This is a genomic window from Candidatus Sungiibacteriota bacterium (assembly GCA_016432465.1).
Classification (GTDB): Bacteria; Patescibacteriota; Minisyncoccia; order Sungbacterales; family HO2-52-23.
Genome location: CP066690.1, coordinates 540,386 through 567,108, shown reverse-complemented (window position 1 = coordinate 567,108; position 26,723 = coordinate 540,386). Strand labels below are relative to the sequence as shown.

Annotated in this window: 24 protein-coding genes and 1 other RNA gene; 9 read left to right on the top strand and 16 right to left on the bottom strand. The window is 45.6% G+C overall.

Translation table 11 applies throughout. The annotated features are described in order from the left end of the window. Positions 1 to 24: 24 nt before the first annotated feature. Genes HYW89_03055 through HYW89_03045 form a run of 3 tightly spaced genes read right to left on the bottom strand, consistent with a single transcriptional unit; the run spans position 25 to position 2,244 of the window. Positions 25 to 648 (bottom strand): threonylcarbamoyl-AMP synthase, encoded by a 624-nt coding sequence (locus HYW89_03055; protein ID QQG44962.1) that lies wholly within the window; start codon positions 646 to 648, stop codon positions 25 to 27. Between the two features lie 11 nt (positions 649 to 659). Continuing rightward, a complete protein-coding gene (locus tag HYW89_03050) occupies positions 660 to 1,619 on the bottom strand; it encodes a YvcK family protein (GenBank protein ID QQG44961.1) in 960 nt (319 codons plus the stop codon). Beyond that, positions 1,609 to 2,244: a hypothetical protein gene (locus HYW89_03045; GenBank protein ID QQG44960.1), complete on the bottom strand. Its 636-nt coding sequence runs from the start codon at positions 2,242 to 2,244 to the stop codon at positions 1,609 to 1,611. Before HYW89_03045 ends, HYW89_03050 begins: the two co-directional genes overlap by 11 nt. Positions 2,245 to 2,481: 237 nt before the next feature. Between HYW89_03045 and HYW89_03040 the strand changes: the two genes are divergently transcribed. After that, a complete protein-coding gene (locus HYW89_03040) occupies positions 2,482 to 3,003 on the top strand; it encodes a GNAT family N-acetyltransferase (GenBank protein ID QQG44959.1) in 522 nt (173 codons plus the stop codon). 48 nt (positions 3,004 to 3,051) lie between these two features. On the opposite strand, the gene HYW89_03035 is transcribed toward HYW89_03040, so the two are convergent. The 4 genes from HYW89_03035 to HYW89_03020 all read right to left on the bottom strand — a co-directional run bounded on the left by HYW89_03035 (position 3,052) and on the right by HYW89_03020 (position 8,873). Continuing rightward, positions 3,052 to 3,267 (bottom strand): hypothetical protein, encoded by a 216-nt coding sequence (locus HYW89_03035; protein ID QQG44958.1) that lies wholly within the window; start codon positions 3,265 to 3,267, stop codon positions 3,052 to 3,054. A 328-nt stretch (positions 3,268 to 3,595) separates the two neighbouring features. After that, on the bottom strand, positions 3,596 to 5,440 hold the full coding sequence (gene glmS, locus HYW89_03030) for a glutamine--fructose-6-phosphate transaminase (isomerizing) (protein QQG44957.1): 1,845 nt from the start codon (positions 5,438 to 5,440) through the stop codon (positions 3,596 to 3,598). A gap of 104 nt (positions 5,441 to 5,544) precedes the next feature. Beyond that, positions 5,545 to 7,971: a leucine--tRNA ligase gene (locus tag HYW89_03025; GenBank protein ID QQG44956.1), complete on the bottom strand. Its 2,427-nt coding sequence runs from the start codon at positions 7,969 to 7,971 to the stop codon at positions 5,545 to 5,547. Beyond that, positions 7,968 to 8,873 carry a TatD family hydrolase gene (locus HYW89_03020; protein ID QQG44955.1) on the bottom strand — a complete coding sequence of 302 codons (906 nt, stop codon included), beginning with the start codon at positions 8,871 to 8,873 and terminating at the stop codon, positions 7,968 to 7,970. Before HYW89_03020 ends, HYW89_03025 begins: the two co-directional genes overlap by 4 nt. A 48-nt stretch (positions 8,874 to 8,921) precedes the next feature. Here HYW89_03020 and HYW89_03015 point away from each other — a divergent pair, with 48 nt between their 5' ends. Beyond that, entirely contained in the window at positions 8,922 to 9,275 is a 354-nt protein-coding gene (locus HYW89_03015) for a hypothetical protein (protein ID QQG44954.1), read from the top strand. Positions 9,276 to 9,510: 235 nt separating this feature from the next. Here the strand turns inward: HYW89_03015 and HYW89_03010 are convergent, their stop codons facing one another. Further along, positions 9,511 to 10,986 (bottom strand): methionine--tRNA ligase, encoded by a 1,476-nt coding sequence (locus HYW89_03010; GenBank protein QQG44953.1) that lies wholly within the window; start codon positions 10,984 to 10,986, stop codon positions 9,511 to 9,513. A 52-nt stretch (positions 10,987 to 11,038) separates the two neighbouring features. Here HYW89_03010 and HYW89_03005 point away from each other — a divergent pair, with 52 nt between their 5' ends. Beyond that, positions 11,039 to 11,506 (top strand): hypothetical protein, encoded by a 468-nt coding sequence (locus HYW89_03005; protein ID QQG44952.1) that lies wholly within the window; start codon positions 11,039 to 11,041, stop codon positions 11,504 to 11,506. A gap of 50 nt (positions 11,507 to 11,556) precedes the next feature. After that, positions 11,557 to 12,051, top strand: coding sequence for a hypothetical protein (locus HYW89_03000; protein ID QQG44951.1), 495 nt, complete (start codon positions 11,557 to 11,559; stop codon positions 12,049 to 12,051). A 167-nt stretch (positions 12,052 to 12,218) separates the two neighbouring features. Here the strand turns inward: HYW89_03000 and HYW89_02995 are convergent, their stop codons facing one another. The 7 genes from HYW89_02995 to HYW89_02965 all read right to left on the bottom strand — a co-directional run bounded on the left by HYW89_02995 (position 12,219) and on the right by HYW89_02965 (position 23,696). Next, a complete protein-coding gene (locus HYW89_02995) occupies positions 12,219 to 13,262 on the bottom strand; it encodes an AI-2E family transporter (protein QQG44950.1) in 1,044 nt (347 codons plus the stop codon). Position 13,263: 1 nt separating this feature from the next. Then, the gene (locus HYW89_02990) at positions 13,264 to 14,538 is read right to left on the bottom strand and encodes an insulinase family protein (protein ID QQG44949.1); all 1,275 of its coding nucleotides are present in this window, start codon (positions 14,536 to 14,538) and stop codon (positions 13,264 to 13,266) included. Then, positions 14,531 to 15,865: a glycine--tRNA ligase gene (locus tag HYW89_02985; protein ID QQG44948.1), complete on the bottom strand. Its 1,335-nt coding sequence runs from the start codon at positions 15,863 to 15,865 to the stop codon at positions 14,531 to 14,533. The genes HYW89_02990 and HYW89_02985 overlap by 8 nt, the downstream gene beginning before the upstream one ends. 10 nt (positions 15,866 to 15,875) lie before the next feature. Beyond that, the gene (locus HYW89_02980; GenBank protein QQG44947.1) at positions 15,876 to 17,774 is read right to left on the bottom strand and encodes a hypothetical protein; all 1,899 of its coding nucleotides are present in this window, start codon (positions 17,772 to 17,774) and stop codon (positions 15,876 to 15,878) included. Positions 17,775 to 17,796: 22 nt separating this feature from the next. Continuing rightward, positions 17,797 to 18,258 (bottom strand): DNA repair protein RecO, encoded by a 462-nt coding sequence (gene recO, locus HYW89_02975; protein QQG44946.1) that lies wholly within the window; start codon positions 18,256 to 18,258, stop codon positions 17,797 to 17,799. Between the two features lie 315 nt (positions 18,259 to 18,573). After that, positions 18,574 to 22,110, bottom strand: a complete 3,537-nt coding sequence (locus tag HYW89_02970) for a class I tRNA ligase family protein (protein QQG44945.1) — start codon at positions 22,108 to 22,110, stop codon at positions 18,574 to 18,576. 2 nt (positions 22,111 to 22,112) lie between these two features. Then, on the bottom strand, positions 22,113 to 23,696 hold the full coding sequence (locus HYW89_02965) for an arginine--tRNA ligase (protein QQG44944.1): 1,584 nt from the start codon (positions 23,694 to 23,696) through the stop codon (positions 22,113 to 22,115). Positions 23,697 to 23,735: 39 nt separating this feature from the next. Between HYW89_02965 and smpB the strand changes: the two genes are divergently transcribed. The 5 genes from smpB to rplT all read left to right on the top strand — a co-directional run bounded on the left by smpB (position 23,736) and on the right by rplT (position 25,839). Beyond that, positions 23,736 to 24,191 carry an SsrA-binding protein SmpB gene (gene smpB / locus HYW89_02960; GenBank protein QQG44943.1) on the top strand — a complete coding sequence of 152 codons (456 nt, stop codon included), beginning with the start codon at positions 23,736 to 23,738 and terminating at the stop codon, positions 24,189 to 24,191. 82 nt (positions 24,192 to 24,273) lie between these two features. Beyond that, positions 24,274 to 24,627, top strand: a transfer-messenger RNA (tmRNA) gene (ssrA, locus tag HYW89_02955). A gap of 62 nt (positions 24,628 to 24,689) precedes the next feature. Next, the gene (locus tag HYW89_02950) at positions 24,690 to 25,196 is read left to right on the top strand and encodes a translation initiation factor IF-3 (protein QQG45762.1); all 507 of its coding nucleotides are present in this window, start codon (positions 24,690 to 24,692) and stop codon (positions 25,194 to 25,196) included. A 119-nt stretch (positions 25,197 to 25,315) separates the two neighbouring features. After that, the gene (locus tag HYW89_02945) at positions 25,316 to 25,498 is read left to right on the top strand and encodes a 50S ribosomal protein L35 (protein ID QQG44942.1); all 183 of its coding nucleotides are present in this window, start codon (positions 25,316 to 25,318) and stop codon (positions 25,496 to 25,498) included. Next, positions 25,495 to 25,839, top strand: coding sequence for a 50S ribosomal protein L20 (gene rplT / locus HYW89_02940; protein QQG44941.1), 345 nt, complete (start codon positions 25,495 to 25,497; stop codon positions 25,837 to 25,839). The genes HYW89_02945 and rplT overlap by 4 nt, the downstream gene beginning before the upstream one ends. A 112-nt stretch (positions 25,840 to 25,951) precedes the next feature. Here rplT and HYW89_02935 read toward each other — a convergent pair whose 3' ends face one another. Then, positions 25,952 to 26,716, bottom strand: a complete 765-nt coding sequence (locus HYW89_02935; GenBank protein QQG44940.1) for a metal ABC transporter permease — start codon at positions 26,714 to 26,716, stop codon at positions 25,952 to 25,954. Between the last annotated feature and the right edge of the window lie 7 nt (positions 26,717 to 26,723).

Sequence of the window (26,723 nt, the reverse complement as noted above, 5' to 3'; positions counted from 1 at the left end):
TAGCCCCCACTGGAACTGTTGCCATTATTTCATGATACCAAGAATCCGGTCAAGCTCCCGTTTGTCTACAAGACCGCTTCGTAACAAAATGGGGCCCGTGCCGCTAAAATCAACTACGGCGGAGGGGCGACCCGAAAGTTCACCGCCATCAACTACCAAGTCGGGTTTTACTTTTTCCTTCTCAAAATATCTCTTTATCGTGCTGGTATTTTTTGCAGGCGGCTTTCCCGAAATGTTCGCCGAGGTCTGGGCCAAAGGAAAATCAAGCCGCGAAAGAAGCTCAAGTAAAAAGGGGTGGCTGGGTATACGAATACCCAAGGTATCAAACTCTTTCGTGAGAATCTTGGGTAATTTTTCTTTATGATGAAACACAGCTGTTACGGGTCCCGGCCATACTTTTTCTAAAAATTTTGTTTTGGCGTCCGAAATATAAACATATTTGCGGGCGGCAGCAACATCTTTTACAAAAATCGGAAATGCCTTTTCCTCCGGCCGCTTTTTCATCGCAAACATTTTTTTTATAACCTCGGATTTGGTTGCATCACCAAAAATTCCATAGACCGTATCAGTCGGACCAATCAGAACTCCGCCGGATAGTAAAATTTTCTCCGTCAAAGATAAAACCTTGCGGAAATTTTTTTCGGACAACCTTGTTACTCTCACAATAAAGACACTAAAACCTTAGATAATTTTTCCGGATCATGACGTACGAAACCAGAAGTACGAATAAAGTTACCGAGGATTGGTATGGGTTTAGACGACAGACTTCCTGTCCCTACCATAATCTTGCCCTCGCGTTCATACTCAACAAGACGCGTGTGTGGCGGTTTTTTAGTATTTACCACGATATAATTCAAAACTCCGCGGCCAAGATATTTTTCTACCTCAAAAAGGAAATCGTTGACCTTAAAACTGTTTGTCTCGCCGACCTTGGTCATAGTATTTACGACAAAAACTTTTTTTGCTTTTGATTTTCTGATTGCTACCGGAACCCCCCGAACGAGAAGGTTGGGCAAAACACTGGTAAATAAGTCGCCGGGCCCCATAACTATAAGATCTGCTTCTTTAAGAACCCTCACGGCGTTTTTATTTCCTTTGGCCCTTGGCTCTAAATATATCTTTTTAACTCTAAGACGCGGGTCGTGTTTAGGAATATCAATGTTGGTTTCACCCCGAACAACGGTGCCGTCTTCCAACTTAGCGCATAGCCGCACCTTATCCAAAGTAACAGGAATAACCCGTCCCCGTACATTTAGTATGCGGCCGGCCTCACTTAACGCCCCCTCAAAACTTCCAGTAATTCTTTCCAGGGCCGTGAGTAACAAATTACCAAAGGCATGACCAGTCAGCCTGCCTTCCGTAAAACGATAATTAAAAAGTTCACTCAACATCTGGTTGTCGGTATGAGCAAGAGCAACCAAGGCCCTTCGTGCGTCTCCGGGCGGCAGAATTCCGAACTCTTCGCGTAAGGTTCCGGAGGAACCGCCGTCGTCAGCCATAGACACTATTGCCGTAAGGTCAAGATTATACTTTCTAAGGCCCGAGAGTACTGTAAAGACACCGGTTCCACCACCAATTACAACAACTTTAGGAATTTTAATTATCGGTTTAGTCAGCATGGCGATTTAAAATCGTGCGTTCCACGTCCCGCAGCGACAATCGACCACTATAGTGTATAGTGCATACCCGAGGAATGTATTTTTGAACAAGTTCAATATGGCTCCGCGTATCATCAATAAAAAATATGGGAAGGTCGAAATAGCGACGGGCAATACGCTTAATAAATACATGCTTGGGTTTTCCGGTAACAATCAATTTTTCAAAATGACGTAGGGTTTTACCGCCGGCAATTTTAATTTTTTTTCCCTGATATGCTCCATTTCCAAAGCTCAAAAGAAAGTGGATAAATCCCCGTCTTTTAAGACGGTGTAGCAGTTGATCCGCCGCAGCATCAATGTACCGATAACGGGAAAGGCTTTGGTTTACCGTACGCCGCGCCCGACTAACTGGGCAGTATAACCCCATCTTTTTTAATTCACGACAGAGTGCGGCCGTAGAAAAAGTAGCATCGCTATTATTTATGTTATCTACTGCATGCCGCAGGGCATCCTCCGGAATATTATAAGTACGAAAAACTTGGGCGTTATCTTGAAAATATTTCTCGGTATTAAAAAGCACCCGATCAAAATCCCATATAATGATTCCCTTACGTTTTTTGGGTTTTTCCGCTGCTACTTGAACCATCCTAAAAAATGAAGGTTTAAGAAATCACTCTCGCAAGGACCCTCTCCGGTCTGCCGAACATCCCAAGCGCTATGTATATCCATTTCGGAAAGCATTAGAACTTTACTTAAAACAAGCGGGTTTGGCATGAAGGGCGGCGATGCCAACTATTGCATCTAAATGTCTATTTGATATAACCAAAGAGCATAATCCTTCGTTTCAAAATATAGAACATCTACCCAAAAAGGACGACGATCCGTGGTTGAAATTAAAAGGATTGGGCCCGCAGACGCGCGCCGCGCTCTTGCAACCATAAACCGGCTGCTTCCCCAGCTCTCACCTTCAGGAAAAGCAGTACCGCTTACGATAGAAGAACTTAATGAATGTCTTGGCAACCAAAATTTCTATCTCTTTGTGGCCAGAGAAACTTCTGGGGGCGGCGAACAGTTACTACTGGGAATGGGTTCAATTTTCTTTCAAAGAAATCTGGGTCGCTGGATCGCAGAAATTCATGATATTGTGGTGGATAAAGACCATCGTGGCCAAGGTATTGGTGAAATAATCGTCCGGCATCTGATTGAAAACGCGCGGGGGTTTGCCAGAGAACACCGGCTGCCGGTCAAACTTTACTACGATCACCTTTTTCTTGGCCTTACCAGCCGTCCCAGCAGAGTTGAAGCCAATAAGCTATACTTAAAACTTGGTTTTGTGCAGGTTGCGGAGGCTAAGGGGGAATGGGGAACAAATCTTTACAAAATGATGATAAGACCGGAAGAGTAAGGGCTGAAAAAGACGAACATCCTACCCAGAGGTAGGATGTTAAATTTTTTAATCACCCATGCCGATTGCTTCACGATTATCAACTACTGCCTCGAGACCACCATGACGGATATGCGCTAATTTCTTACATCTACACCTCTTCCGCGAACGACCATTTTTAGTGCAGGAATGTACTACTATACAAAGCGTTCCTTTTCTGATAGGCAGTTTGCAAACTACACAAATTGTTTGTTTCTCTTTGGAGCGTTTACTTTTCTTTGGCACCTAACTAGATCCCCAAAACAAGTCCTATTTTTAGATTATTCTACCGTTACTGATTTTGCAAGGTTTCGCGGTTTATCATCCCCGCACTAAAATTTTGACTGCCGCAATCGTGTATAATGAGTCCACTTCAATTTTAGCCCGCTATGGTGTCTATCTCGCCAGCTTACTTGTCCCCCACCTATTCTACTGACAAACCCCGAGGAGGCTTTGAAAAGAGTATTTTCTATAACCCTGTCCGTTTCAACACGGAGTCGAGTGTAGAATAGGTGGGGGATGAAGGGCGGCAAAATAAAGGGTCAAAATTTAGTGACGGGGCAAGCATCATGCCCTATTCTACAGTTACGCTCTTAGCCAAGTTACGGGGCCTATCAACATCACAACCGCGCAATACTCCAAAATGATACGCAAAAAGCTGAAGCGGGATTACTGACAAAAGCGGGGTCAGCATCTCCAGGGTTTTAGGTATATAAATTACATCGTCCGCAAGCTCGCGGATTTTTTTATCGCCCTCGGTGGCAACAGCAATCACGGGGCCCCTACGGGCTTTTACCTCTTCCATGTTGGAAATCATCTTTTCGTAAACAGAGTCGTGTGGCGCAATAAACAAAGAGGGGAAATTTTCATCAATCAACGCAATGGATCCGTGTTTCATCTCTCCTGCTCCGTATCCTTCGGCGTGAGCATAAGAAATTTCTTTCAATTTCAACGCGCCCTCGTACGCGACCGGAAGGTTATATTTTCTGCCAAGATACAAGAAATTCTGATGGTGCTGATATTTTTGGGCAAGCTTTTTAATACAATCATCTTGAGTCAAAATTTTCTTAATCAAAACTGGGATAGTTTTCAATTCTTTAGCAATTCGCTGTCCTGTTACCAACGACATTTCCCGCTGCCTTCCTAAAAGAAGCGTCAAGAGTCCCAAAATAGCAACCTGCGAAGTAAAGGCTTTAGTGGAAGCAACGCCAATTTCCGGACCAATATGCTGATACACGCCCGCATCCGTATCGCGCGCCATGGTTGAACCAACCACATTAACAATCCCCAACGTCAGTACTCCCTTTTCTTTTGCTTCCCGAAGCGCGGCCAAAGTGTCGGCGGTCTCGCCAGACTGCGAGATTGCTAAAAACACATCGCCTTCGCGGAAAACCGGTTTTCGGTAGCGAAATTCGGAAGCCAAATCAACCTCAACCGGGATTCCGGCATATTCCTCAAGCATATATTCACCAACCATCCCGGCAAAATAGGCCGTGCCGCAGGCAGAAATTAAAATTCGCTTTGCGTTTTTTAATTTCTCTGCAACCTCGGAAAGTCCTCCGAGCTTGACGCGTCCTTCTTCCGGAATCAGACGCCCACGTAGAGAATTTTCAATGGCTTCTGGTTGCTCATGGATTTCTTTTAACATGAAGTGGGGGAAGCCCGCCTTTTGCGCCTGTTCTAGTGACCACTCAACTTTATGCGTTTCCTTCGGGCGCAGATTTCTTCTAAGATCATAGACATGGTGTTCGTGCGGCGTAAGGACCGCCATTTCTCCGTCATCAAGATAAACTACATTTTGGGTATGCTTTAAAATGGCCGAAGCGTCAGACGCCACAAAATACTCCCTGTTACCGATCCCTAAAAGAAGCGGACTGAAATTTCTGGCCGCTATCAACTTTCCAGGTTCTCTTTTGTCAAAAACGGCCAAACCATAAGTCCCGCGGATTGAAAGAAGTGCAAGGCGCACCGCTTCTTCTAATCCAGTTTCCGGGTTTTTGGTTTGAACCTCCTCTATTAGGTGTGCTAACACTTCAGTATCGGTTTCCGAATCAAATTTATGTCCGACTTTCAGCAGATCGCTCTTGAGTTGTTTGTAGTTTTCAATAATGCCGTTATGCACAAGCCAGATGTTTTTCTGACAATCCGAGTGCGGGTGGGCATTGGCTTCGGTTACTCCTCCGTGGGTGGCCCAGCGGCTGTGAATGATACCCATCTTCCCGGCAAAGTCGGCCGGATCTTTAATTTTTTGTTCAAGATTTAAAACGCGCCCCACGGCTTTTTCAGCCCGGACGCGTTGATTGTGAGAAAGTAGCGCAAAACCAGCCGAATCATATCCACGGTATTCCAGATTTCTAATCCCATCCAGAAGTATGGGAAGCGCCTTTTGTTTTCCTATATATCCAACAATTCCGCACATGCCAAATTTATTTAAAAATTCAAGCCCACACTTTATATAACACCAGCGGCAACCAGAAAAGTAGCAAAAAACATTCTAACATTCTGCAGAATGTTAGAATGTTTTTAAACCACAAAATTGATAAGCTTATTCGGCACGAAAATGACTTTTCGCGGATCTCCTATCACATATTTCCTGACCGAATCCGGACCCAGAGCCGCCTTTTTTGCATCTTCCTCGCTCGCGCCAATCGGCAAAGTAACGCGGCCGCGCACTTTACCGTTCACTTGTATTACCAGTTCAAAAGTTTCTTCTTTAACGAACTTAGGATTATACTTTGGCCACGACTCGTGGTGGATTGAATGAAATGAATGTCCCGATTCGCTTCGCGAATCGAGGATCCCCGATTTTTTGTTCGCAAAAAATCGGGACCACAACTCTTCGCTGATAAACGGCGCAAACGGCGCAAGAAGCCTAAGAAAAACCGCAACATGCTCCTTGGTGACAGCCTCCGGACTTTCTTCAAACTTATTCAGCAGAATCATTAACGCCGATATCGCCGTATTGTACTGCAAACCTTCAATATCCTCGGTAACTTTTTTGATGGTTTTATGTAGAATGCGACTCAAATACTCTAATGCACCCGAATTATTCGAATCATTCGAGTGAAATTCGTGTATTGGAGTCGTCTTTCTCTCCTTGTATGACGAACAAAACCGCCACGCCCTTTCAAGAAACCTCGTAATCCCCCTGATGCCGTCATCCCGAAAATCCCCTCCCTGCTCAAACGGCCCCAAAAACATTAAATACATCCGCAGGGCATCCGCGCCATAGGCGCGGATATATTCATCCGGGTTCACCACGTTGCCGCGCGATTTTGACATTTTGGCGCCATCCCTGATCAAAAGTCCGTGCGCCCGGAATTTTTTAAATGGTTCCTCAAAAAGAGTTAAGCCCCAATCACGAAAGGCCATCGCGAGAAATCTCACATATAAAAGATGCAATACCGCATGCTCGGCGCCGCCGATATACATATCAACCGGAAGCCATTTGCGCATGGCTTCCTGTAATTTCAAATTTCCAATTTCTAATTTCCAATCGTAGGCCGCCATGAGGTAGCCGATATAATACCACGCGGAATCCAAAAATGTATCGGAAACATCGGTTTCTCGTCTTGCCCACGACTTACATTTTGGACAACGAACCTTATAAAATTTTTCTACCAGCGCCAGGGGTGATTTTTCAGTTCCTGTTGGTCTGAATTCTTTTATATAAGGAAGCCGCACCGGCAAATCCTTCTCCGGAACAGGTATCCAACCGCACTTATGACAGTAAATCATCGGAATCGGCGGTCCCCAATATCTCTGTCGGGAAATAAGCCAGTCGCGAAGCCTATAATTTACGGTCTTTTTGCCCCCAACCCTTCTGACAATTTCTTCCTTATCAACAAACGGCGCGTTGCTAACGGGCAAATTAAATTTTTTAGCAAATTCCATATCGCGTTCATCATGCGCCGGAACCGCCATAATCGCTCCGGTGCCCACATTCCCCAACACATAATCTGCAACCCAAATAGGAATTTCTTCGCCGTTTGCCGGATTTGTCGCTTTTATTCCTTTTAGCTCCACCCCGTTTTTTTCTTTACCCTCCGCAATCCGCTCCTCATCAGTCTTGGTTTTAGCTCCTGTAATGTACCCTTCAACTTCTTTAATATTTGATATTTGATTTCTAATTTTTGATATAAGTTGGTGTTCCGGCCCCAACACTATGTAGGTCGCGCCGAAAAGAGTATCAGGGCGGGTGGTGAAAACTTCAACAGACGGACATCTGACATCTGACATCTGACATCTGACATTAAAGCGAAGGAGCGCGCCCTCGCTTTTTCCAATCCAATTTCGCTGGGCGATTTTTATCCTCTCGGACCAATCCAGAGTATCCAAGTTTTTTAAAAGTCGCTCGGCATAATCCGTAATCTTAAAAAACCATTGCTCAAGTTCTTTTTTAATCACCTCGGTCTCGCATCTCTCACATTCTCCTGCAAGTACTTGCTCATCTGCCAAAACAGTAAGGCAGGAGGGACACCAATTGACTTGTGCTTTCTTACGATAAGCAAGGCCGTGTTTATACATTTGTATAAAAATCCATTGAGTCCATCTGTAGTAATCGGGGTCGTAAGTTTCCAATTTTTCCTGCCACGCAAAACCATTGCCAACCGTCTCCAGTTGCCGATAAAAATTTTTCTCTGAAACTTTGGCTTGGTCCGCCGGATGCTTCTTTATCTTTAACGCATAATTTTCGGAGTGAATCCCAAAACCATCAAGCCCTATTGGCTCAAAAACGTCGTATCCCTGCATGCGCTTAAACCGTCCGTAAATATCCGCACCCACAAAGGCGTACATATTACCCACATGCAGACCCTCGGCCGATGGGTACGGAAACATCATAAGATTATAAAAGGGCTTTTTGGCGCGCCTTAAATCCGGCTCATAAGTTTTTTCTTTGAGCCAGCGCGCTTGCCACTTTTTTTCAATTGTTTTGGGGTCGTATCTCATTGAATTCCAAAAATTTTTAATGCGTTCTGGGTGGTTTTGGTGCTCACTTCTTCATAAGACAAATTTTTAAGTTCGGCCACCTTTTTGGCTACTTCTATTATATATGCTGGTTCGTTTCTTTTTCCGCGATAGGGCGTAGGCGCAACATAAGGCGCATCGGTTTCAACCATTATTCGCTCCAATGGAATATATTGTACCACTTCGTCATAGTCGCGGGCGAACGTGATAACACCCCCAAAAGTAAACGAAAAACCCATATCAAGAAGTTTCTCTGCGTCGGTTTTGGTGCCGGAGAAAAAGTGAACCACGCCCGGAGTTGTAAGTTGTGGGTTATAAGTTTGCAGGATAGCAATTAAATCGGAAAAGGCATTCCGGCAGTGGATCATTAGCGGTTTTTTGACTTCATGCGCAAGTTCAATCTGCTTCAAGAAAGCACTTTTTTGTTTTTCTCGCGTCTCCGGGCCTAGACGATAGTAGTCCAAGCCGCACTCGCCAATTGCAACAACCTTCGGATCCTGCGCTAATTTTTTGTAATACTCATAATCAAACTCTTCTCCGCGACTGGTAAAACCCCCATCCTGTTCACTCTTTTTCCCACTTTCTTTTTCTTTATTCTCTAATTCGCGCGAATTAGAGAACACTAGAGATGATGGTTCTCCGAGTTCCTGTGGGTCGTGGTACGAGCGCTCCGTATGAATCGGGTGAAGCCCCACAGTCGCATGCACTCCTTCGGGGTATTTTTGCGCCATCTCCACCGCATGCGCCGAAGTATCTTTCTGCGTTCCGATGTTTACCATCCAAATTCCTGCATCCAAGGCGCGTTTAACAACCAAATCCGCGTCGTCTTTAAATGCCGCAAATTGAATATGAGTATGGGCATCAAAAAGTTTTGGGGTTGACATCTTTTTGTCTATCACTTATAATGATATTGGGCTTGGGGAGGACGAAGGATGAACGAAAAAGGTGCTATCGCCCAAGTAATCGCGAGGCGTAAAACAAACGCAGAGATTGCTGCTGAACGTGTAAGGACAAGAAAGGCCGTGGAATACCTTAAGAGCCTGGGAATCGGAAAAAACGAGGGACGCAGTGACGCTGACTTTGAAGTATTTGCGCTACTGGTAACCGATAGTCCAGACCTAGCAGAGGCTCTTGCTATAGCAAAAGGCCACCATATAGATATGTCTCTCGCTAACGAGTCGTACGTCGTGGACGGAACCATCTATATCAACCACAACGATCCGCCGGAGAAGATCATTAAATTTTTGCTGGGCGAAGCGGAGAGTGCGGTCGAGGCCCCTCAGTAAGAACCTACTTTCGCGGGAACACGTTCCCGCTATTATTTTAGCCGTGGGAAGAGATTCCCGCCTTTTTCGTTATTTGTCTAAATTTTCAATCCGTCAGGAGAAGAAAATTTAGCAACAAATAACAGAACCCCGCACTAATTTTAAGATAAACTTAAACTGGGAAAACGTAAGCCGAAGGCGCTACCGAGGTACTATTTTCTGAAAAGAAATGCTCTAAACGAAATTAGTGCGGGGTTTATTTTAACCTCGGAAAGAGCGACACTCCTTTTTTAACTCGCACCACCGAGTCTTCAAAAGAAATCTGCGTGCTGATTTTTTCTGCGGTTTGGGGCAAAAACGGCTGAAGGAGGTTGGAAATTACGCCAATTACATAAGCAGCATTGATAATAACCCCCTTAAAATCATCCCCGGATTTCTCCCATGGTTTTTCGTCATTTATATACTTATCCGTAAACGAGACCAGCGCCCAGACAATGGCGAGCGCTTCATTCAGACGAACTTCGGTGACGTGTTTTTCGTACTCGGCAAAGACGCGCGCGGTTTCTTTTTTTGCTTCCGTGATAATATCCTTTTGAAAATCAAAATGAATCGGACTTATACTTTCTCCCAAAGTAGAGACGCGCGCCACAAGGTTCCCAAGACCGTTGGCTAAGTCCCCGTTATACCGATCTTCAAATTTTTTATAACTAAAATCGCCGTCCTCATATGAGGGGAACTCGCGCAAAAAATAATAACGCACGGGGTCCACACCATATTTTTGCACTACCGTTTCGGGCGGTATCACGTTGCCCACGGTTTTAGAAATTTTCTGCCCTTCCACGTTAACAAATCCATGCACAAAAATTGCTTTAGGCAATTCAAGGCCCGCTGATAAAAGCATTCCGGGCCAGATTGCGGCGTGAAATCGGAGATTGTCTTTCCCAATTACCTGCACATCCGCTGGCCACCATTTTTTAAGTGACAACTGTGACTCCGGATCATCGTGTCCGTAGCCAATAGCAGAAATATAATTAACCAAGGCGTCTGACCAAACATACATCGTTTGGGTGGGGTCGTCGGGAACCGGAACGCCCCATGATAAATCCTTGGCAGGACGCGAAAAACTAACATCCTCAAGGCCGCTTTCAATAAAAGACAAAATCTCGTTTTTTCTAGACTCCGGTATAGTTTGCAATTCATCATTCTTAATTCTTGACGCTATTTCTTGGGCATATTTTGACAGTCGGAAAAACCAATTTTCTTCTTCAACCGCTTCCGGCTCTTTTTGATGGTCCTGACACTTGCCATTTACTAAATCTTTTTCAGTAACAAAAGCTTCGTGGCCCACGCAATAAAGGCCGTGATATTCTTTCTTATATATATCACCGGAAGCAACCATCTCCCGCCACATTTTTTCCGCGCCGGGCCAATGGCGTTTTTGGTCGCTGGTTCGGATGAAATCGTCATAAGAAATGTTCAGAGTGTTTTGCATTTCTCTGAATTTTGCTGAATTTTCGTCAACCAGCTCTTTTGGTGTCTTGTCTTCTTCCTCGGCTTTACGAACAATTTTTGCTCCGTGCTCATCCGTACCTACCAAAAATCTTACTTCCTTACCTTTTATTCTGTGATATCGTGCCAAAACATCCGCAATCAAAGGATCCAAAATATGCCCCACATGAGGCGCGGCATTAGCGTAAGGGATGCTGGTGGTAATATAAAACTTGCTTGACATAAATATAGGCTTATGATAACCTCGTTATGACGATCCTTCAAGGAGCAAAAGAGTGAGAAGGCTGACGACCGCCGATATCGTCGCGCTCTCTATCCTAGTAATAATTATAGCAGTAACTTTCTTTTTGCCGGAAAAACAGGCGCCCAAAACCGTAGTACGCCCCCCCGCCGGCAACGTTTCTATGCTGGAAGAAATTGTTACGAAATCAAGGGCGATTAAGGCAGAGAAAGAAGCTGAAGATAAAAAAATAAAAGAACTTCTGCAAAGCGGGCCAGCGAAATGTGTTGCAACTAATCTCTATAGCGATAACAGCCACTGCGAGGAGCTTTACAAAACAATTATGAATGATAGTGAGGTTATGGGCTCTTTACAAAAACTGGTTGAGGAGGGTGTAGAAATAATAATATTACATAATCGTTGGGGGGAAACCTATTTTAATTCTTACGGAATAATAGTAATGGGTTCTAACACCCCACTCACCAGTGTAAGAAAGTTCCTTGGTCTAATAGACAAAAAGTAGCACCCTTGGGTGCTCTTTTAATTTGCGGGGAATTGTATAACATAACTATTGTGACCCTAACTACACACACCATTATCGCCGCCGCAGTTACCAAGCCGCTCGCCTCAATACATCCCGCTTTTTCCTTTCTTGCGGCGCTTGCTTCACACTATCTTTCTGACGCCATACCGCACTGGGATTATAAGTTAAAATCGGCTGCGGACGACGAAGATAACGAAAAACGCCATTGGGAGTTTTCGCGGCGCACAATTCTGGGCGATTTAGGACGTGTTACTCTAGACGGATTTTTAGGCGCCGCGCTCGTGTTTTTATTGTTATCGCCAGCAACACCCAACGAATGGATCCGCGCGATATTAATTATAATCGGCGGCGCTCTGCCGGATTTCTTGGAAGGACTTTTTTATACGCGTAAATTAAATTTTCTTTCCCCAGTTCATCACTTCCACTCCTTCACCCACACCAAAATAAAATTAGGGCCCTATCCTTTAATCGGGGTCCCGTTTCAACTATTGATTCTTTTCCTTGCATTCTATCTTCTCTTTTAAGATAACGGGATTCGCGGGATCGAGGCAATTCTCGCAAGAAAACCATTGAGAGGTCGCCCAGCATGGTTTCCGCCGAAGGCGGAATGGGCGACCGAACACTGAACACGGTTGGTCGCTGGACCAGCCGTGCGTGTTTTCGACGAGAATTGCCGAGAGGGACCCGCGCGTTACTCCGGTATCAATGCCCTCTTCTTTTTATCCCAGTCATTCACCAACTCCGCCAAAATGGCCGTAACTGGAACCGCAAGTAAAACACCAAAAATTCCTCCCAGTTTTAGACCCACCAATAAAGCCAGCACCACCACAAGTGGTGAGAGTCCAATGGTTTTGCGCATAACCACCGGCACTATGACATGCGACTCAAACTGCTGAACCCCAAGATAAAGCGCGGCCACGGCAACGCCCAAGAGTGGTGAAGTAAGAAAGGCTATCATCACTGCCGGGACCGAGGCTAAAATTGGCCCAGCAACAGGGATCACTTCAAAAAGCGCAGCCAGAACCGCAAAAAGAAGCGCGTGTTTAATACCCAAAAAGGTTAGACCAAAAAATATCAATACGCCCACGAGTGCGGCCAGTAACATTTGGGCCCGCAGCCAACGCCCCAATTTTCTTTGCGACCGCTCCCATAAACCAATAACATAAGGCTCCTGAGAAACTGGCGAGACGAGACGCAGAAAACTTTCAATACCCCTTTCTTGAATAGCAAGGTAAAAAGAGAAGATAACAATAAGAAAAAGGGAGAATGCTCCCCCAAACACCAGCGAAGCGAAATTCAAAATTCCCCCGCCAAGTTTTTCGAGATAGGCCGAGGATGCGCCCACTAAACTTTCAAAATCAATAGTAAGAAAAGAGAGAAAAGGAAGCTCTCCCACCTGCCGTACGCCGCGCAGAACCTCGCGTTCCAACACCGGATAGGTGTAAGTGATACTTCGCAACTCCTCAATAAGTAACGGAAAAATAAGATACGTGAGAAAGAAAAAACCAAGAGTAATACCAAGATATATCAAAATTACACTAACAAGCCTTGGCACTCTTCGCTCTTTCAGCCAGTCTATCGCCGGCTCCAAGGCCGAGGCTATTATAACCGCCAAAAAAAGCGCGGCCAAAACATCGCGTACGATGTAGAGAGCCGCAATGCCAAAAATAACCAGGAAAAACCTGATTATGGTGCCGGTTGAAATATGAATATGGGGTGTGTCTTTGGTTGGCATACTATTTAAACTCTCCAAGTATCTTTCCAAGTTCAGCAGTATCTTTAAACGGTCCGATCATGGCAAGATTCAAACTTTCCGGTCTGAATATCTCTCCTGCAACCGCACATAAATCGTCAGCTGTTACCGCCTCTATTTTAGCAAAAACTTCTTCTATTGTCACGGGCTTGCCTGTTACCATCTCTTCCACTCCTACAAAACTCGCCACGGCATTGGAGGCCTCAAGACCAATCAATGTGGTGCCGCGGATATAATCTTTGACCCGTTTCAACTCTCCGTTTTCAATCGGCTTCTCGCATGTTTTTTTATATTCTTCCAAAATAGCGCGCACGGTCTTCTTTACGTTTCCATGATCAACTCCGGCGTAAGTAACAAGGTAGCCGCGATTGGAATAGGATTCGTGGCTGCTCCAAACCGTGTAGGCAAGACCCAATTTATCCCGAATACGATCCCACATGCGAGCACTCCAGGAACCGCCTAAAACCGCAGCTAAAACTTCGGCGACATAACGTCTATCGTGCAAAGCATCGTATCCGCGAAACCCAATCATAAGATGCGTCTGGTCAGTTTCTTTATAAATTATTTTTACTTGAGGCGTTGTTTGCGCTTCCCGCAGGGGCGGCTTGGAACGAAAAGGCGGCTCATGCCTAATATCAGAAAATAATTCCTTAACCAGCCGTGCGGTGGCCGCCTCATCAAAGTTTCCGGCAACAACAACCGCTGTGTTGGAAGAAACATATTGATGATTAAAATAATTAACAAACTCCTCGCGTTTTAGCGCGCGGATTATTTTTTCTTCTCCAATCACGTCCCAGCCGGCCGGCTGATCGCCATAAAGCAAGTGCTCCCAAACCCAGTTAACGTAAAGCGTGGGGGTATCACGGTCTTTGTGCATTTCTTCAATAACCACTTGTCTTTCCCGTTCAATCTCTTCTTTGGGTAGGGTGGAATTTTTATAAATATCGGAGAGAAGATGAAGAGATTGATCTAAATATGTTTTGCCCGCCTTGACGTGATAACCGGTAATTTCGTGGCTCGTAAAAGCATTGGAGATTGAGCCCATGCTGTCCAGCTCGTGTTTTATAACATCTGGGCTTGGCCGATTTTTTGTCCCCTTAAAAAACATGTGCTCCAGAAAATGTGATATGCCGTTAATCTCTCGCGATTCATAATCCGAGCCAGTGCCGCACAATACCAAAACAGTGACCGTATTGGTCCCTTGCATGGGCGCGGTAATAACCCGCAGTCCGTTGTCTAAAATTATTTTTTTAAACATTAAGTTCAGAATTAAAATACGTGGCGAGTTCCCCGATTGAGATTCGCTCCTGTTTAGCAGTATCTCTATCCCTTACTGTCACTGTATCGTCCTCAAGTGTCTGGAAATCTACGGTAACACACCACGGGGTACCGATTTCGTCTTGGGCGTAATAACGTTTGCCGATATTGCCGCGATCGTCCCAAGCCATCGCGGTCCCCAGATGCGCGACTTCGGCTTTCAGGGCCTTATAAATTTCTCGCGCTTTCTCAACTAACTGCGGCTTATTGGCAAGAAGCGGAAATACGGCAACTTTTATCGGCGCAAGGCGCGGATGAAGTTTAAGCACTACCCGATCGCCATCTTCCTCATAAGCGTCAATAAGGAAAAATAGCGCGGCGCGATCCACCCCGCCAGAAGTTTCAATAACCCACGGAATATAGCGTATTTTACTCTCCTCATCAAAATAAGTCAGTTCCTCGCCGGAAAACTTGGCATGACGCGACAAGTCCCAGTCGCCACGGTGATGAACCCCCTCAAATTCCTTCCATCCGCCAAAAGGCGAATCGTACTCAATATCCCAAGCCGCACGGGCATAGTGCGCGCGCTCATCCGACCCGTGTTCCCGGAAACGCAACTTAGATTTTTTGATGCCCAGCCCCTGATACCACTTCACCCTTTCCTCTTTCCAGTACTCAAACCACTTCATGGATTCGGTCGCATCCGGCTTCACATACCACTGAAGTTCCATCTGTTCAAATTCGCGCGAGCGAAAAATAAAATTGCCGGGCGTGATTTCGTTGCGAAAGGCCTTGCCTATTTGTACAATTCCGAAAGGTAATTTTCGCGCCGTGGAATCAAGAATATTTTTAAAATTAACATGGACTCCTTGAGTAATCTCGCCGCGTAAATAAACGGTTTGCTGCTCGCCCTCAACCACGCCGAGTTTAGACTCCACCAGTAAGTTAAACTTCTTAGGTTTAGTCCAGGAAACTTTTTCTTTTTTCTTTTTATGTTCTTCCTCGTGCTCCTTGACTTCCTCCTCGTGATCGGCGCGAAAACGCTCGTGGCAAGTTTTACACTCCACCAAGGGGTCGGTAAAAGCTTCCGTATGGCCCGACGCTTCCCAAACCTTGGGATTCATTAAAATAGAAGCGTCTAAACCAACCGTATCGTCACGCTCATAAATCATTGCCTTCCAAAATTCCCTCTTGATATTATTCTTCAGCTCCACCCCTAACGGTCCGTAATCCCAAGTGCCCGAAAGCCCCCCGTAGATTTCAGAACCCGGAAAGATGAATCCCCTACGCTTGGCCAATGATACAATTTTATCCATTAAAGACTCCATAATTATGCCGCTACCTTACCACAGACCAGTCTTTGGCAGAAGTGGCCGCGTCTTCACGAAGTTCGGTGGTAAGTTCGCCTGATGTCATTTCAATATTCTCGCCCGTAAAGGTGTCGGTCCCGAGAAATAAAGACTTGCTCGTAAGTATAAGCGGTTTCCCAACATCGGCTGAGGAAGGAACAACCGATATCTGAAAGGCACCGACAAGAGCCGGAGCAAGAACCCCGATGCCCGCCCGCAGGGATCCTATTTTCCAACGAACCTCGGACGACGCCTCGTCAAAAATTATACGTGCGTCCTTGGGAGAAAACGCGTTTTCCCATTTTACGTTAGGGGGCAATGCTGTAGTTATTTCTACGTTTTGCATATTGTTAGTAAAATTTCTCACCTCCCAAACAACGGTGTAAAAAGTTTTGCTGCCAGCCTTAGGTGGCAGAGGTCCGGAGTTAATGAGGGGCGACAAACGATATAAGGCCCTTCCAGAAAAAATAACTTTAGAGCGCACCTTAAACTCAAGATTGTCTTCCGAGGCAAGACTCGTGCCGATAAATTCTTTGGGCGTGGTCGCCGCCTCAATGGTAAGACGCAGACGAACCTGCAAATTTTTGTCGCCGACGTTTCTGACAACCGGCTGCTCGCGAGTATCTACGTGAAAATCAACCCCCCCCTCTTTGCCCGCCTCCACAACACGGAGTTCGGGTGTGCCTCCCGGACCCCAAATAATAGCATTTTCTGCGGCGAGCAACGTACCACCTTTACTAGTTACCACAGTGTCCCGGGAAAGAATGCTGCCGTCCAAAAACGCCCGTATGGTTATGTTTTTTAAATCCGAGGCGGTATTGTTTTTGTAGCGAACGGTAAAATTCAGGCGCTCTCCGGGTGTGATCAACCTCTCACGCACACTATCAAGAAATCCCTGCACCGAAAGAGGCGCAATGGCAATTTTGGCCTCATAACTTGCTTCGCTCCAAGGACGCCACTCTTTGGTTAAGATATTAAAAACGCCAAGACCCGCTTGAAATGTTTTAACCTCGCCCTCTCCGCCGGATATGGTTCCCCGAAAAGTTACAAACCCGTCACTACCGGGCCCCACTGTTCCTAAATCCCAAATTGTGTCTCCGAGACTTGGCTTGGGGTCGGCTGACTTATAAATAAATCCCTGCGGATATTCAAGACGCAGCGATACCTTTTCAAAAGTAAGGGGAGAAGACGAGGTGTAACGAATCTTTGCTTCAACCTCCTGTCCCGACGACAAAATCTCCGGAAGCTCCCAAGACAAAGCCAGCGGCACCTTGCTAACCGTAAACGTCTTTGAGCTGCGGGAAGAAAACCGGGCGCGAAGGTTCTCGGGACGATAAAGAAGGTTGACCTCAACTGTTTTACCCTCGCCTTCGCGTCCGAAAAGACGTACTACCGTTTCTTCCTCGTCTCCCTCGCCGGGCGCTAAATCTTTTATTTTCCTGATGATGCGGGACGGAGCGGGAAACTCTCTGCCCCCCTCGCGCACCAAAGAACCTTCTGGAATAATAATGGTAAGCTCAACTTCTTTCAGTGTACTTCGTGAGGTGTTGCGAAAAACTATGGGAATAGTCAGAATTTCACCGGATTCTATTTTTTCGCGCCCCTGAACTTCTATTTCTGCTTCCTGACCCCGTGTGCCAAGATATAAGAAAATAAATAATGCGCCGCCGACGATTAAAAAAATGGCAAAAACTGCCACAAGCAACTTTGGCACCCTGCTTCCCACGCCGACCCCCTTCTCTACGCCAGCTTTAATTTTACGCTCTAGCCACGAAACCGGTGGCTTCTGGAGCGTTCCCGGAAAAACTATCCTGCGGCTCATCCGCTTTTTAAGATCTCCTTCGTTTTCTCCGTATAGTTCTTCTTCAAGTTCCTCAAGTTTGCTCATGACATCCATTATACCACAAGACCTACGACTCTGGCCTGCCGTAACCAAGGCAGGCTTCCAGCTCTTTCTCAAAAGAACCAAAAAACAGCTGTAGTTCCGAGGCGCTAAAAGCGCCGTTGTCCAGCCGTGTTAAACTATTGACCAACAAGTCCCAAAGCGGTCTATCTCTTTCGCCGGGAAATGTCCGGTTGTCAATGCAGCCGACAACACGGTGTGCTGCGTAAAGTTTAGCAAAATCAGTGCGAAGCTCCGGCCCAAAATTAAGCAGGGTGGCGTGAGTTAGGCGTTCTCCGTTTCTACCAAGCACAAAAGTTATGCGGGCATGATTCAACGGCTCCAGATGTCCTTTTAGTTTTGCCCCTTCCTTTTTTACTCCCTGCGCCAGCAGGCGAAGCTTGCCAAAATCTTTGGTATAAATAGTAAAAACGGCGTCCGCTTCTCCGAAGTCTTGTTTTCTCAAAATAATGCCTTCGGTGGTGTGCATAACTTAAAAATTACTGTGGCACCTTTGTTACTTCATTCCTATCCTATAGTGACTCTTATAATTCATATCTGAATTTGCTACTCTATCAAATAGGTCTATCAAACACGCGGAGGACGCAATGATCAACAGATATCAAGCGCAATCTATGCTATTCGGTCTTTTTGTCGGCTATGGAGTATATCATTTGACCGGTCATGTACAAGCGTCATTCTCGTTTGCGGCTGCTGCATGGATTTCTCTCAACTCACTCCTTTCAATCCTTCGCAAGTAGTGCCACCAATGTGTGGCATTTTTCTTTATCCACCATGACACTTCTTATACTTTAATCCCCAACCACAAGGATTTACCGTCAAAATCAAGTTCACGCTCTATTTTAAATTCTTTTTTGCCGCCGACTTTTAACTCGCGCATGTTGGTCTCTTTTTTAATCATCTGCTGCCACTTGACCATCGTATCTTCGGTCGCTCTATCACCCGTTATCTGTCCCCGAATAACCTGTTTGGGTTTTAATCCCAAATCCTTTCGCATCTCCTGAATGTTGCGGATAAATTCGCGCGCCAAACCTTCTTCTTTTAATTCCGGGGTTAGCGCAGTATCAAGTTTCAATACCCTACCAAGGACGATATCTTTCACATTCACTTCGTCTTTAATAAGCCCCAGAAGCTCCTTAGATAATTTGCGATTTGCAATTTGTAGTATACCCAGCGGTTGTCTTACCTTAATTCCTGCTACCGCACGTAATTTCAGAGCTTCGGCCACAATGGTCCGCACTGCTTCCATATCATCCAGTAATTTTTGCTCTTTACCCCTTGTTCTTTGCTCTTTGTCGGGCCACGGTGTGAGATGTACGCTCAATTCCTTAAGAGACATTTTCTTTTTCAATTCTTGATAAATTGCCTCCGACAAAAATGGGACAAACGGCGCAATAAGTTTAACTAGAGATAACAAAGCCGTAGCAGTCGTTTGTGCGGCTCCCTCAAATTCTTTTTTGGACTGCGGGTGTTGGAAACGTCTGCGGGAGCGCCGCAAATACCATTGCGAAAAGTCGTTGATAACAAAATCTTCCAAGTCGCGTCCCGCTCCGGCAATATCGTAGCGCTCAAGCTTTGCCGTAACTTCTTTTATCAAAATTTCTACTTTCGTGAGGACCCACCGATCAAGAAGGTTTTGGGTTTTGCCCGCTCCGCCGGAGCTTGAACGAGGCGAGGAATTTGTAATTTTTTCTATATACGTATCAAAAAGCACAAAGCTGTTCCAGAGTGTCATAAGAAATCCGCGCAGTTTCGCCTGTAAATCTTTTTCATCAAAACGTTTTGGCTCTCCGGGCGCATTAACCGTATAAAAATACCAGCGGACTGCGTCGGCGCCGTATTTTTCAATCATCTCCCACGGATCAACCACGTTGCCCTTGGACTTGGACATTTTCTGGCCGTTTTTGTCCAAAACGTGTCCCAGTGAAATGACATTTTTATACGGAGCCCCTTTCCCCAGAAGCGTTGCCACGGCAAGCAAGGTATAAAACCAGCCCCTTGTCTGGTCCACCGCCTCCGCAATATAATCCGCGGGGTACAGCAATTTTTTAGGTTGTTGGTTGTTAGCAAATGGCCAGTGGCTTTGAGCAAACGGCATCGCCCCCGAATCAAACCAGACATCAACCACTTCCAATACTCGCCGCATTGAAGATTTACACTTATGGCACGGAAACTCAAATGAATCCACATAGGGTCGGTGCAGGTTTACCGAACCCGTATCATCGCGCGGTAAAATTTTGTAGGGGACTTCCATGGTTTCTGCAAAATCAACAAATTCTTCTCCTTGCCCACGTCTCTGTTTCCTAAATAGCACCGCTTCCTCGTCCGAAAAACCCACGGCTCCGGCATACAGGGCCCAAATCGGATAGTCATGACTCACCAAAAGAATATTTTTGCCTATATATTTTTTCTCTAAATCCTCCAGAAGCGCTGTTGCTCTTGCTCGCACGTCTCCCAAAGACTCTCCCCGCGGAGGGGGCTTTATCCATTTCTCAAGAGTAGAGGTATAAAACTTATGATATTCGGCAGGAGATCTTCCTTCAAATACGCCCGGGTCAATTTCGTTAAGACGCCTGTCAAATTTTATTTCTTTATGGCCAAGGGCCCTGGCTACAATCTCTGCAGTTTCTCGTGCCCGAAGAATTTCTGAAGAAAAAATAAAATCTATCTTTTTTTGTTTTAATGTCTTGGCGGACTTTTCTACTGCGCTGCGTCCCCTAAGGGTTATTGGAAATTTACTGTCGTGGGAATCAAAAACGTGGCGGACGTTGGCAAGTGACTCGCCGTGACGCATGGCAAAATAGCGGTTCTTGGCTTTGCCGACACGTAAACTCAATTCTTCTCTGCTGCCGATAACTTCTTGCTTTTTGCACCCTGTACATTTCCAAATAGGAAGCGGCGTTCCCCAATACCTCTCGCGCGAAAAAGCCCAATCGCGTAGCTCGCGCAAAAAATCGCCGAAGCGGCCGTGTTTTAAATGCTCCGGAATCCAGTTAATTTTTTCGTTTTCTTTAAGAAGCTTGTCTTTTACGGCGGTGGTTCTTATCCACCAAGCGTTTTGGGCAAAATAAAGCAGCGGAGTATCACATCTCCAGCAGTGGGGATACTCGTGTTCGTACGGCGCCAAGCGATAAAGAAGTTTACGCCTCTTAAGGTCAGCGGTTATCTCCTCGTCCGCATCCTTGACAAATTTCCCCTCCCCGATTACTCCCTTTTTCATTTTTCCGTTTACATTAACAGTGTGTAAAATCGGATAGCTTGCGCCCCAAGTTTTCTTGGCCGCCAACATATCTTCGTCTCCGAAGGCAGGAGCAATATGAACCATGCCCGTCCCCTCTTCGGTGGAAACAAAATCTGCCGGGATTGTTACAAACTCCGGTTCTTTACCCCAAGAGTAGCCTTGGGGAACACGGAAAAGCGGTTCATAATTTATACCGATAAGAGATTTGCCGGACGCTTTTTCTATGATCGTAATCTTTTGGTCTTTGCCGTAGGGCGGCATCACCGCTGACCACAAAAATTCATCATCAATTTTAAATTTTGTGTAATCAATCTTGGGATTGACGGCTACGGCAACATTGGCGGGAAGCGTCCATGGAGTTGTGGTCCAAACCAATAAGTACTCGTTTTTACGGCCCTTAATTTTTAGTTTTACATATATAGAGTTATCTTTTACTAATCTGTAGGCTCCGGGTTGGCCGAGCTCGTGCGTGGAAAGTCCGGTCTGACACCTAGGGCACCAAGGAACTACTTTAAAATCTTCAACCAGTAAACCCTTTTTCCAAATTTCTTTTATAACCCACCAGAGGGTTTCCATATACCGGATGTCATAAGTTATGTAAGGGTGCTCAAGGTCAAGCCAATACCCAATACGCTTAGTCAGCTTTTCCCACTCTTCTTTGTAACGCCACACCGACTCCTTGGCTTTTTGGTTAAACTTGGCAATGCCGTATTTTTCTATATCCTGCTTGGTTTTAAATCCAAGCTCTTTTTCTATTTGAATCTCAACGGGCAGACCGTGCGTATCCCAACCAGCTTTTCTCGGAACAAAAAACCCGCGCATGGTTTTGTAGCGCGGAATAATGTCTTTGAAGGCGCGCGCCAAAACGTGATGAATCCCGGGAGCGGCATTGGCTGTCGGAGGACCTTCGTAAAAAACAAAGGTCTTTCCCCGTTTAGTTTTTTCAAGGGACTTTTCAAAAATTTTATTTTCCTCCCAGAATTTCAGAATTTTTTCTTCCCGCTCCGGAAGAGCGAGGCTCGCCCATTTTCGGTGGGCGGCCAACTCCGGAAGGCTTAATTTTGATTTTTCTATATTCATAGTCACATTTTTTCAGGCGCGCCGATACCCATCAAACTAAGAATATTTTTCAGTACAACTTGGGTTGCGGAAACAAGATTAAGACGGGCGGCGGTCAAATTTTTATCTTCGGTAATCACGCGGTGCTTTTCGTAAAAATTATGAAAAGCGCGGGCAAGCTCGTAAGCATAACGCGGCAGACGGTGAACTTGATAATCGCGAGCGGTATCCTCCACAATCTCGGTGAATTGGATCAATTTTTTAATTAGTCTTAGTTCTTCCCTCTCTTTAAGTAATTTGTAATTTGTAATTTGTAATTTGTAATTTGAATTTCGAGCATTTTTAAAGATGCTCGAAATTCTAGCATGGGCATATTGAATATAGTACACCGGATTCTTCACCGACCGCTCTTTTGCCAAATCCAGATCAAAATCCATATGCGTATCCGGAGATTTTTCCAAGAAAAAGTACCGCGCGGCATCCAAACCGACTTCTTTAATAAGTTCCTCAAGCGTCACAAAGAGGCCGCGGCGTTTTGACATCTTAAATTCTTTTCCGCCCTTAATCAGACGGACTGTCTGCATGATGAGTATACGAACCCTTGCCGGTTCAATACCAAGCGCCTTCAAGGCCCCCAGAAGACGCGGTCCGTAACCATAGTGGTCCGCGCCAAAGATATTGATAACAAGGTCGTTTTTACGATTCACTAACTTATCAAGGTGGTAAACAATGTCCGGAACAATATATGTCGGCTCTCCGGTGCTTCGTACAAAAACACGATCTTCTGCGTCGCCGAATTTCTTTGCCTGAAACCACCAAGCGCCATCTTTCTCATACAAAATTCCTTGTTTTTTAAGACGCCCGAGAAGCCGCTCTGCGTCGCCAGATTTGTAAACCGCCTCTTCTTCAAAAAATAAATCAAAACTAATCCTTGCTTTTTCTTTAAGCAATTCCTCATTTTCTTTCTGTATTATACGCGCGATAATAAATCCTGCCTCGCTTTCGTTTTTTAATTTTTTGATTTTTGTATGGACCCGTTGAGTTTTTAGAATACGAAGCAGCTGTGCGTGGCGGTATTCGCTGCCTTTTCCAAGCGCAGTTTTTCCTAACGATTTTATCTGGCCACTAATTTTGGCATTATTCACATAAAACTCTCTGGTCACGCGGTATCCAAAAAAAGAAAGAACGTTGGAAAGTACATCACCCAAAAACCCACTGCGTCCGTGGCCTATATGTACAGGCCCAGTGGGGTTAGCGTCCAGATACTCAACCGAGATTTTTGTTGCCTTTCTCTCTCCCTTTCCATATTTGTCATTCTTTTTCAGAACCGTAACGAGTTCTTTATATAATGTAGCAGGGGAAACCCAGAAATTAATAAATCCCGGGGGGGCAACTTCGACTTTAGTTGTAAGTTGCGCGGCAAGACTATGCGCGATTTCCATCGGAGGCTTTTTCAGTTGCTTGGCCAGCACTAGCGCTACGTTTGTTGCATAATCGCCATGCTCCGGATTTTCCGGAACCTCAATAGAAAATTCCGGCGCCTCAACTTTGCCGAATATTTTCCGGATTGCGTCCCTCAACGCGGCTTTTATTTCGGATCTTATCATGGCTTGAATTTTAACAAAATAAAGCCAAAATAGAAAGACATGGGAGACATTGCGGTTAACCGTCGGGCCTATTTTGACTATGAAGTCCTGGACACCTACGAGGCCGGTATTGAACTACGCGGATTTGAGGTAAAGGCAATAAAAACCGGACATATAAACCTATCCGGCTCTTTCGCGGTTATAAAAAATAACGAGGCGTGGCTGATTAACGCAACCATCCCACCACATCAGCCCAAAAACGCGCCACCCGATTACGACCCAATTAGAACGCGCCGACTCCTCCTCCATAAATCCGAAACCAAAGAACTTATCGGCGCCTCAGCGCAGAAAGGATTGACGATAGTGCCACTTAAGGTGTATACTAAACGTAACCGCGTGAAGATTTTAATAGGCCTCGCGCGGCATAAAAGGAAGACAGACAAACGGGAGATTATCAAAAAACGTGACACCGAACGAGAAGTTAAAAGAGCGCTGCGCACTTCGAAGCTTTCCTGAAGAATGGATGCCCTTCTTCGCCAAGGCTTCTAAGGACACCTCTTCGTCTCTTTGAAGATAAACTCCAAGGAAACGAAGAAGTGGGGATGATTGGCTTCGATGGGGGTCAGAGGTGGTTAAAATCGGGTCGAGGACGCGAGATCACTCGTTAAATTCTCGCATCAAATAAGTGCAAACTTATTTAAATCTTTCGCGCAGCCTGCCTACGCAGTAGCTTAACGAAAGAACCCTACGAATCTTCGGATTTGTGGCATCGGTCTCTCAACGCTCGTGAGAGAGCAAACCGGTGTTATAACACCGAGCTTGGTAACCCAGATGCTCGATAGGGGTTATGACATTTATCGAGCACCTCTTCCCGCAAAGTGTGGGATACACCCGTATAAATTTTAGCTGCCGAAACTTCCAGACGGGGGTCCGATTCCCCCCATCTCCACCGAGTCTAAAGACTAATTTATCTAAAAAAAGACGACGTCTGACGTCGTCCGATAAAATAACTTTATACAACGCCGTTATTATATAAACCAATATATCCGCGTCTCGCCCGTCAGGGTCATTGACGAGGACGGCAAAAACCTCGGAACCATAGAAACTGCCGAGGCCTTGCGTATTGCCCAAGAGAAAGGGTTGGATTTGATTGAAATTGCGCCAACCGCAAATCCGCCGGTTGCAAAGATAATGGATTTTGGGAAGTTTAAGTATCAACGCGAAAAGGGAGAGCGGGAACACGGTAAAAAACAAAAAGAATCCGAAGTTAAAATGATACGCATCGGATTTACGACCGGCAAACACGATCTTGGACTGCGTGCGGGGCAGGCTAAAAAATTTTTAGAGAGGGGGGACAAAGTAAGAATTGACATGCGCCTGCGGGGACGGGAAAAAGCGCACGGAAATGTTGCCTTGCAGAAATTCAACGAATTCCTTACTATGATTCCGGTGGAATTTAATCTTGAGTCGCCGCCCAAAAGATTTCCGCAGGGGTTTATTGCAATCCTAACTAAAAAATAATGAGTCCCGTTAGAGATATGGAACTAAATGCGGTCTGTGGGATATCAATGTATGCGGAACGCGTCTTACTGCATGTTTCCATACGTAATAAATCTCTAACGGGATAAATCTCTAACGGTATGAGGAAAGCCGTACTAAAACGCATCAAAATCACAAAAACCGGAAAACTTCTGTACCGCAAATCGGGGCAGAATCATTTTAATGCAAAGGCATCAAGAAGGGTGCAGTTAAGAAAAAAGACAATGACACGCGTTGGCGGTAGGGGCGAGCGGAAACTTAAGGTCTATATGAATCAACTATGACACGAGTAAAGCGCGGCGTTATCGCCCACAAAAAACGGGAGAAGCTTTTAAAATACGCCAAGGGTTTTCGCTGGGGCAGAAAATCAAAAGAACGTCTCGCGCGCGAGGCGCTTTTGCACGCTTGGCCCCACGCTTTCGTGGGAAGGAAACAGCGTAAACGCGATTTTCGCCGGCTTTGGCAGACAAAAATTAACGCCGCTGTCCGGGCGCAGGGCCTATCCTATAGTAAATTTTTCGCAGGATTGCACAAAAAAAACATTCAGCTTGACCGAAAAATTTTAGCAGAGCTTGCCGAGCAGCATCCGCCTGTATTTCAAAAGTTGCTGGAGTCTATAAAATGACCTCCTCCCCCATACGCCGCTTCGCTACGTGTATGGTTTCCTGATTTGTACACTTAAAACCGATCGTTAGTAAGTGTGCAAACAACTGAATACCTCCCCTTCGCCGGAGGGGTTATTTTCTTGCAAAAAATAGTGACACAAGGAAAAAACCCACGCCCAGAAGTATAATTGTCGGACCGGGCAGAAGTCCGAGGCGTAAAGCCAAAAACGCTCCCACTACAGAAACCGCCCCCCCGAGAAACGCGCTCCAAAACATATACCCTTTGGTGCTCAAGCTGATGTTTTTAGCAGTAGCGGCGGGAATTATGGTAAGAGCCCCCATAAGCAGTGTGCCCGCAAGTTTGATGCCCAGGGCCACCACAAAAGAGAAAATTAGAAGCAAAAAGAGGTCAAAGCGCCTTCCCCCGCCTTCAACGCGGGAAAGCTCCGGCGACACAATCGCAAAAAGAAAGCGTCTCGCAAATAGAAAACTGGCAATACTCAAAAGAAGTGCGGCGCCAAGTACCAGAAAAAAAACAAACGGCTGGAAAATAGGAAACGTCCCAAAAAGAGACTCAAGAATTTCAGTATCGGGAATGGTTAAAATTCCAACAGCAAGACTGGCGGTAAATAAAAGCCCCACTATAGCATCCGTCGGGAGTTTAGTCTTGCCTTCCAAAAACCAAATCAACACCGCAGCCAATAGGAGAAAAATAAGCACGCCAAAAAACGGGTCAGCATGGTAAGCAAGGGCAAGAGCAATGCCGGGCAGGGCAACGTGCGAGAGCGCATCTCCCACCAGCGCCATCCGTTTCAAAATTATGAAAGACCCGATGCTTCCCGAGGCAACACCAACCGCAAGCGCAATAAATAATGTTTGGAGTGTGGTTGAATCCATACTACAA

What these genes read in the sequence shown, in the direction of transcription:
- HYW89_03050 (QQG44961.1), bottom strand. Translation starts at nt 1,619, where the DNA reads ATGCTGACTAAACCGATAATTAAAATTCCTAAAGTTGTTGTAATTGGT.
- HYW89_03045 (QQG44960.1), bottom strand. Translation starts at nt 2,244, where the DNA reads ATGGTTCAAGTAGCAGCGGAAAAACCCAAAAAACGTAAGGGAATCATT.
- glmS (QQG44957.1), bottom strand. Translation starts at nt 5,440, where the DNA reads ATGTGCGGAATTGTTGGATATATAGGAAAACAAAAGGCGCTTCCCATA.
- HYW89_03025 (QQG44956.1), bottom strand. Translation starts at nt 7,971, where the DNA reads ATGAGATACGACCCCAAAACAATTGAAAAAAAGTGGCAAGCGCGCTGG.
- HYW89_03020 (QQG44955.1), bottom strand. Translation starts at nt 8,873, where the DNA reads ATGTCAACCCCAAAACTTTTTGATGCCCATACTCATATTCAATTTGCG.
- HYW89_03015 (QQG44954.1), top strand. Translation starts at nt 8,922, where the DNA reads ATGAACGAAAAAGGTGCTATCGCCCAAGTAATCGCGAGGCGTAAAACA.
- HYW89_03010 (QQG44953.1), bottom strand. Translation starts at nt 10,986, where the DNA reads ATGTCAAGCAAGTTTTATATTACCACCAGCATCCCTTACGCTAATGCC.
- HYW89_02995 (QQG44950.1), bottom strand. Translation starts at nt 13,262, where the DNA reads ATGCCAACCAAAGACACACCCCATATTCATATTTCAACCGGCACCATA.
- HYW89_02990 (QQG44949.1), bottom strand. Translation starts at nt 14,538, where the DNA reads ATGTTTAAAAAAATAATTTTAGACAACGGACTGCGGGTTATTACCGCG.
- HYW89_02985 (QQG44948.1), bottom strand. Translation starts at nt 15,865, where the DNA reads ATGGAGTCTTTAATGGATAAAATTGTATCATTGGCCAAGCGTAGGGGA.
- HYW89_02980 (QQG44947.1), bottom strand. Translation starts at nt 17,774, where the DNA reads ATGAGCAAACTTGAGGAACTTGAAGAAGAACTATACGGAGAAAACGAA.
- recO (QQG44946.1), bottom strand. Translation starts at nt 18,258, where the DNA reads ATGCACACCACCGAAGGCATTATTTTGAGAAAACAAGACTTCGGAGAA.
- HYW89_02970 (QQG44945.1), bottom strand. Translation starts at nt 22,110, where the DNA reads ATGAATATAGAAAAATCAAAATTAAGCCTTCCGGAGTTGGCCGCCCAC.
- HYW89_02965 (QQG44944.1), bottom strand. Translation starts at nt 23,696, where the DNA reads ATGATAAGATCCGAAATAAAAGCCGCGTTGAGGGACGCAATCCGGAAA.
- smpB (QQG44943.1), top strand. Translation starts at nt 23,736, where the DNA reads ATGGGAGACATTGCGGTTAACCGTCGGGCCTATTTTGACTATGAAGTC.
- HYW89_02945 (QQG44942.1), top strand. Translation starts at nt 25,316, where the DNA reads ATGAGGAAAGCCGTACTAAAACGCATCAAAATCACAAAAACCGGAAAA.
- rplT (QQG44941.1), top strand. Translation starts at nt 25,495, where the DNA reads ATGACACGAGTAAAGCGCGGCGTTATCGCCCACAAAAAACGGGAGAAG.
- HYW89_02935 (QQG44940.1), bottom strand. Translation starts at nt 26,716, where the DNA reads ATGGATTCAACCACACTCCAAACATTATTTATTGCGCTTGCGGTTGGT.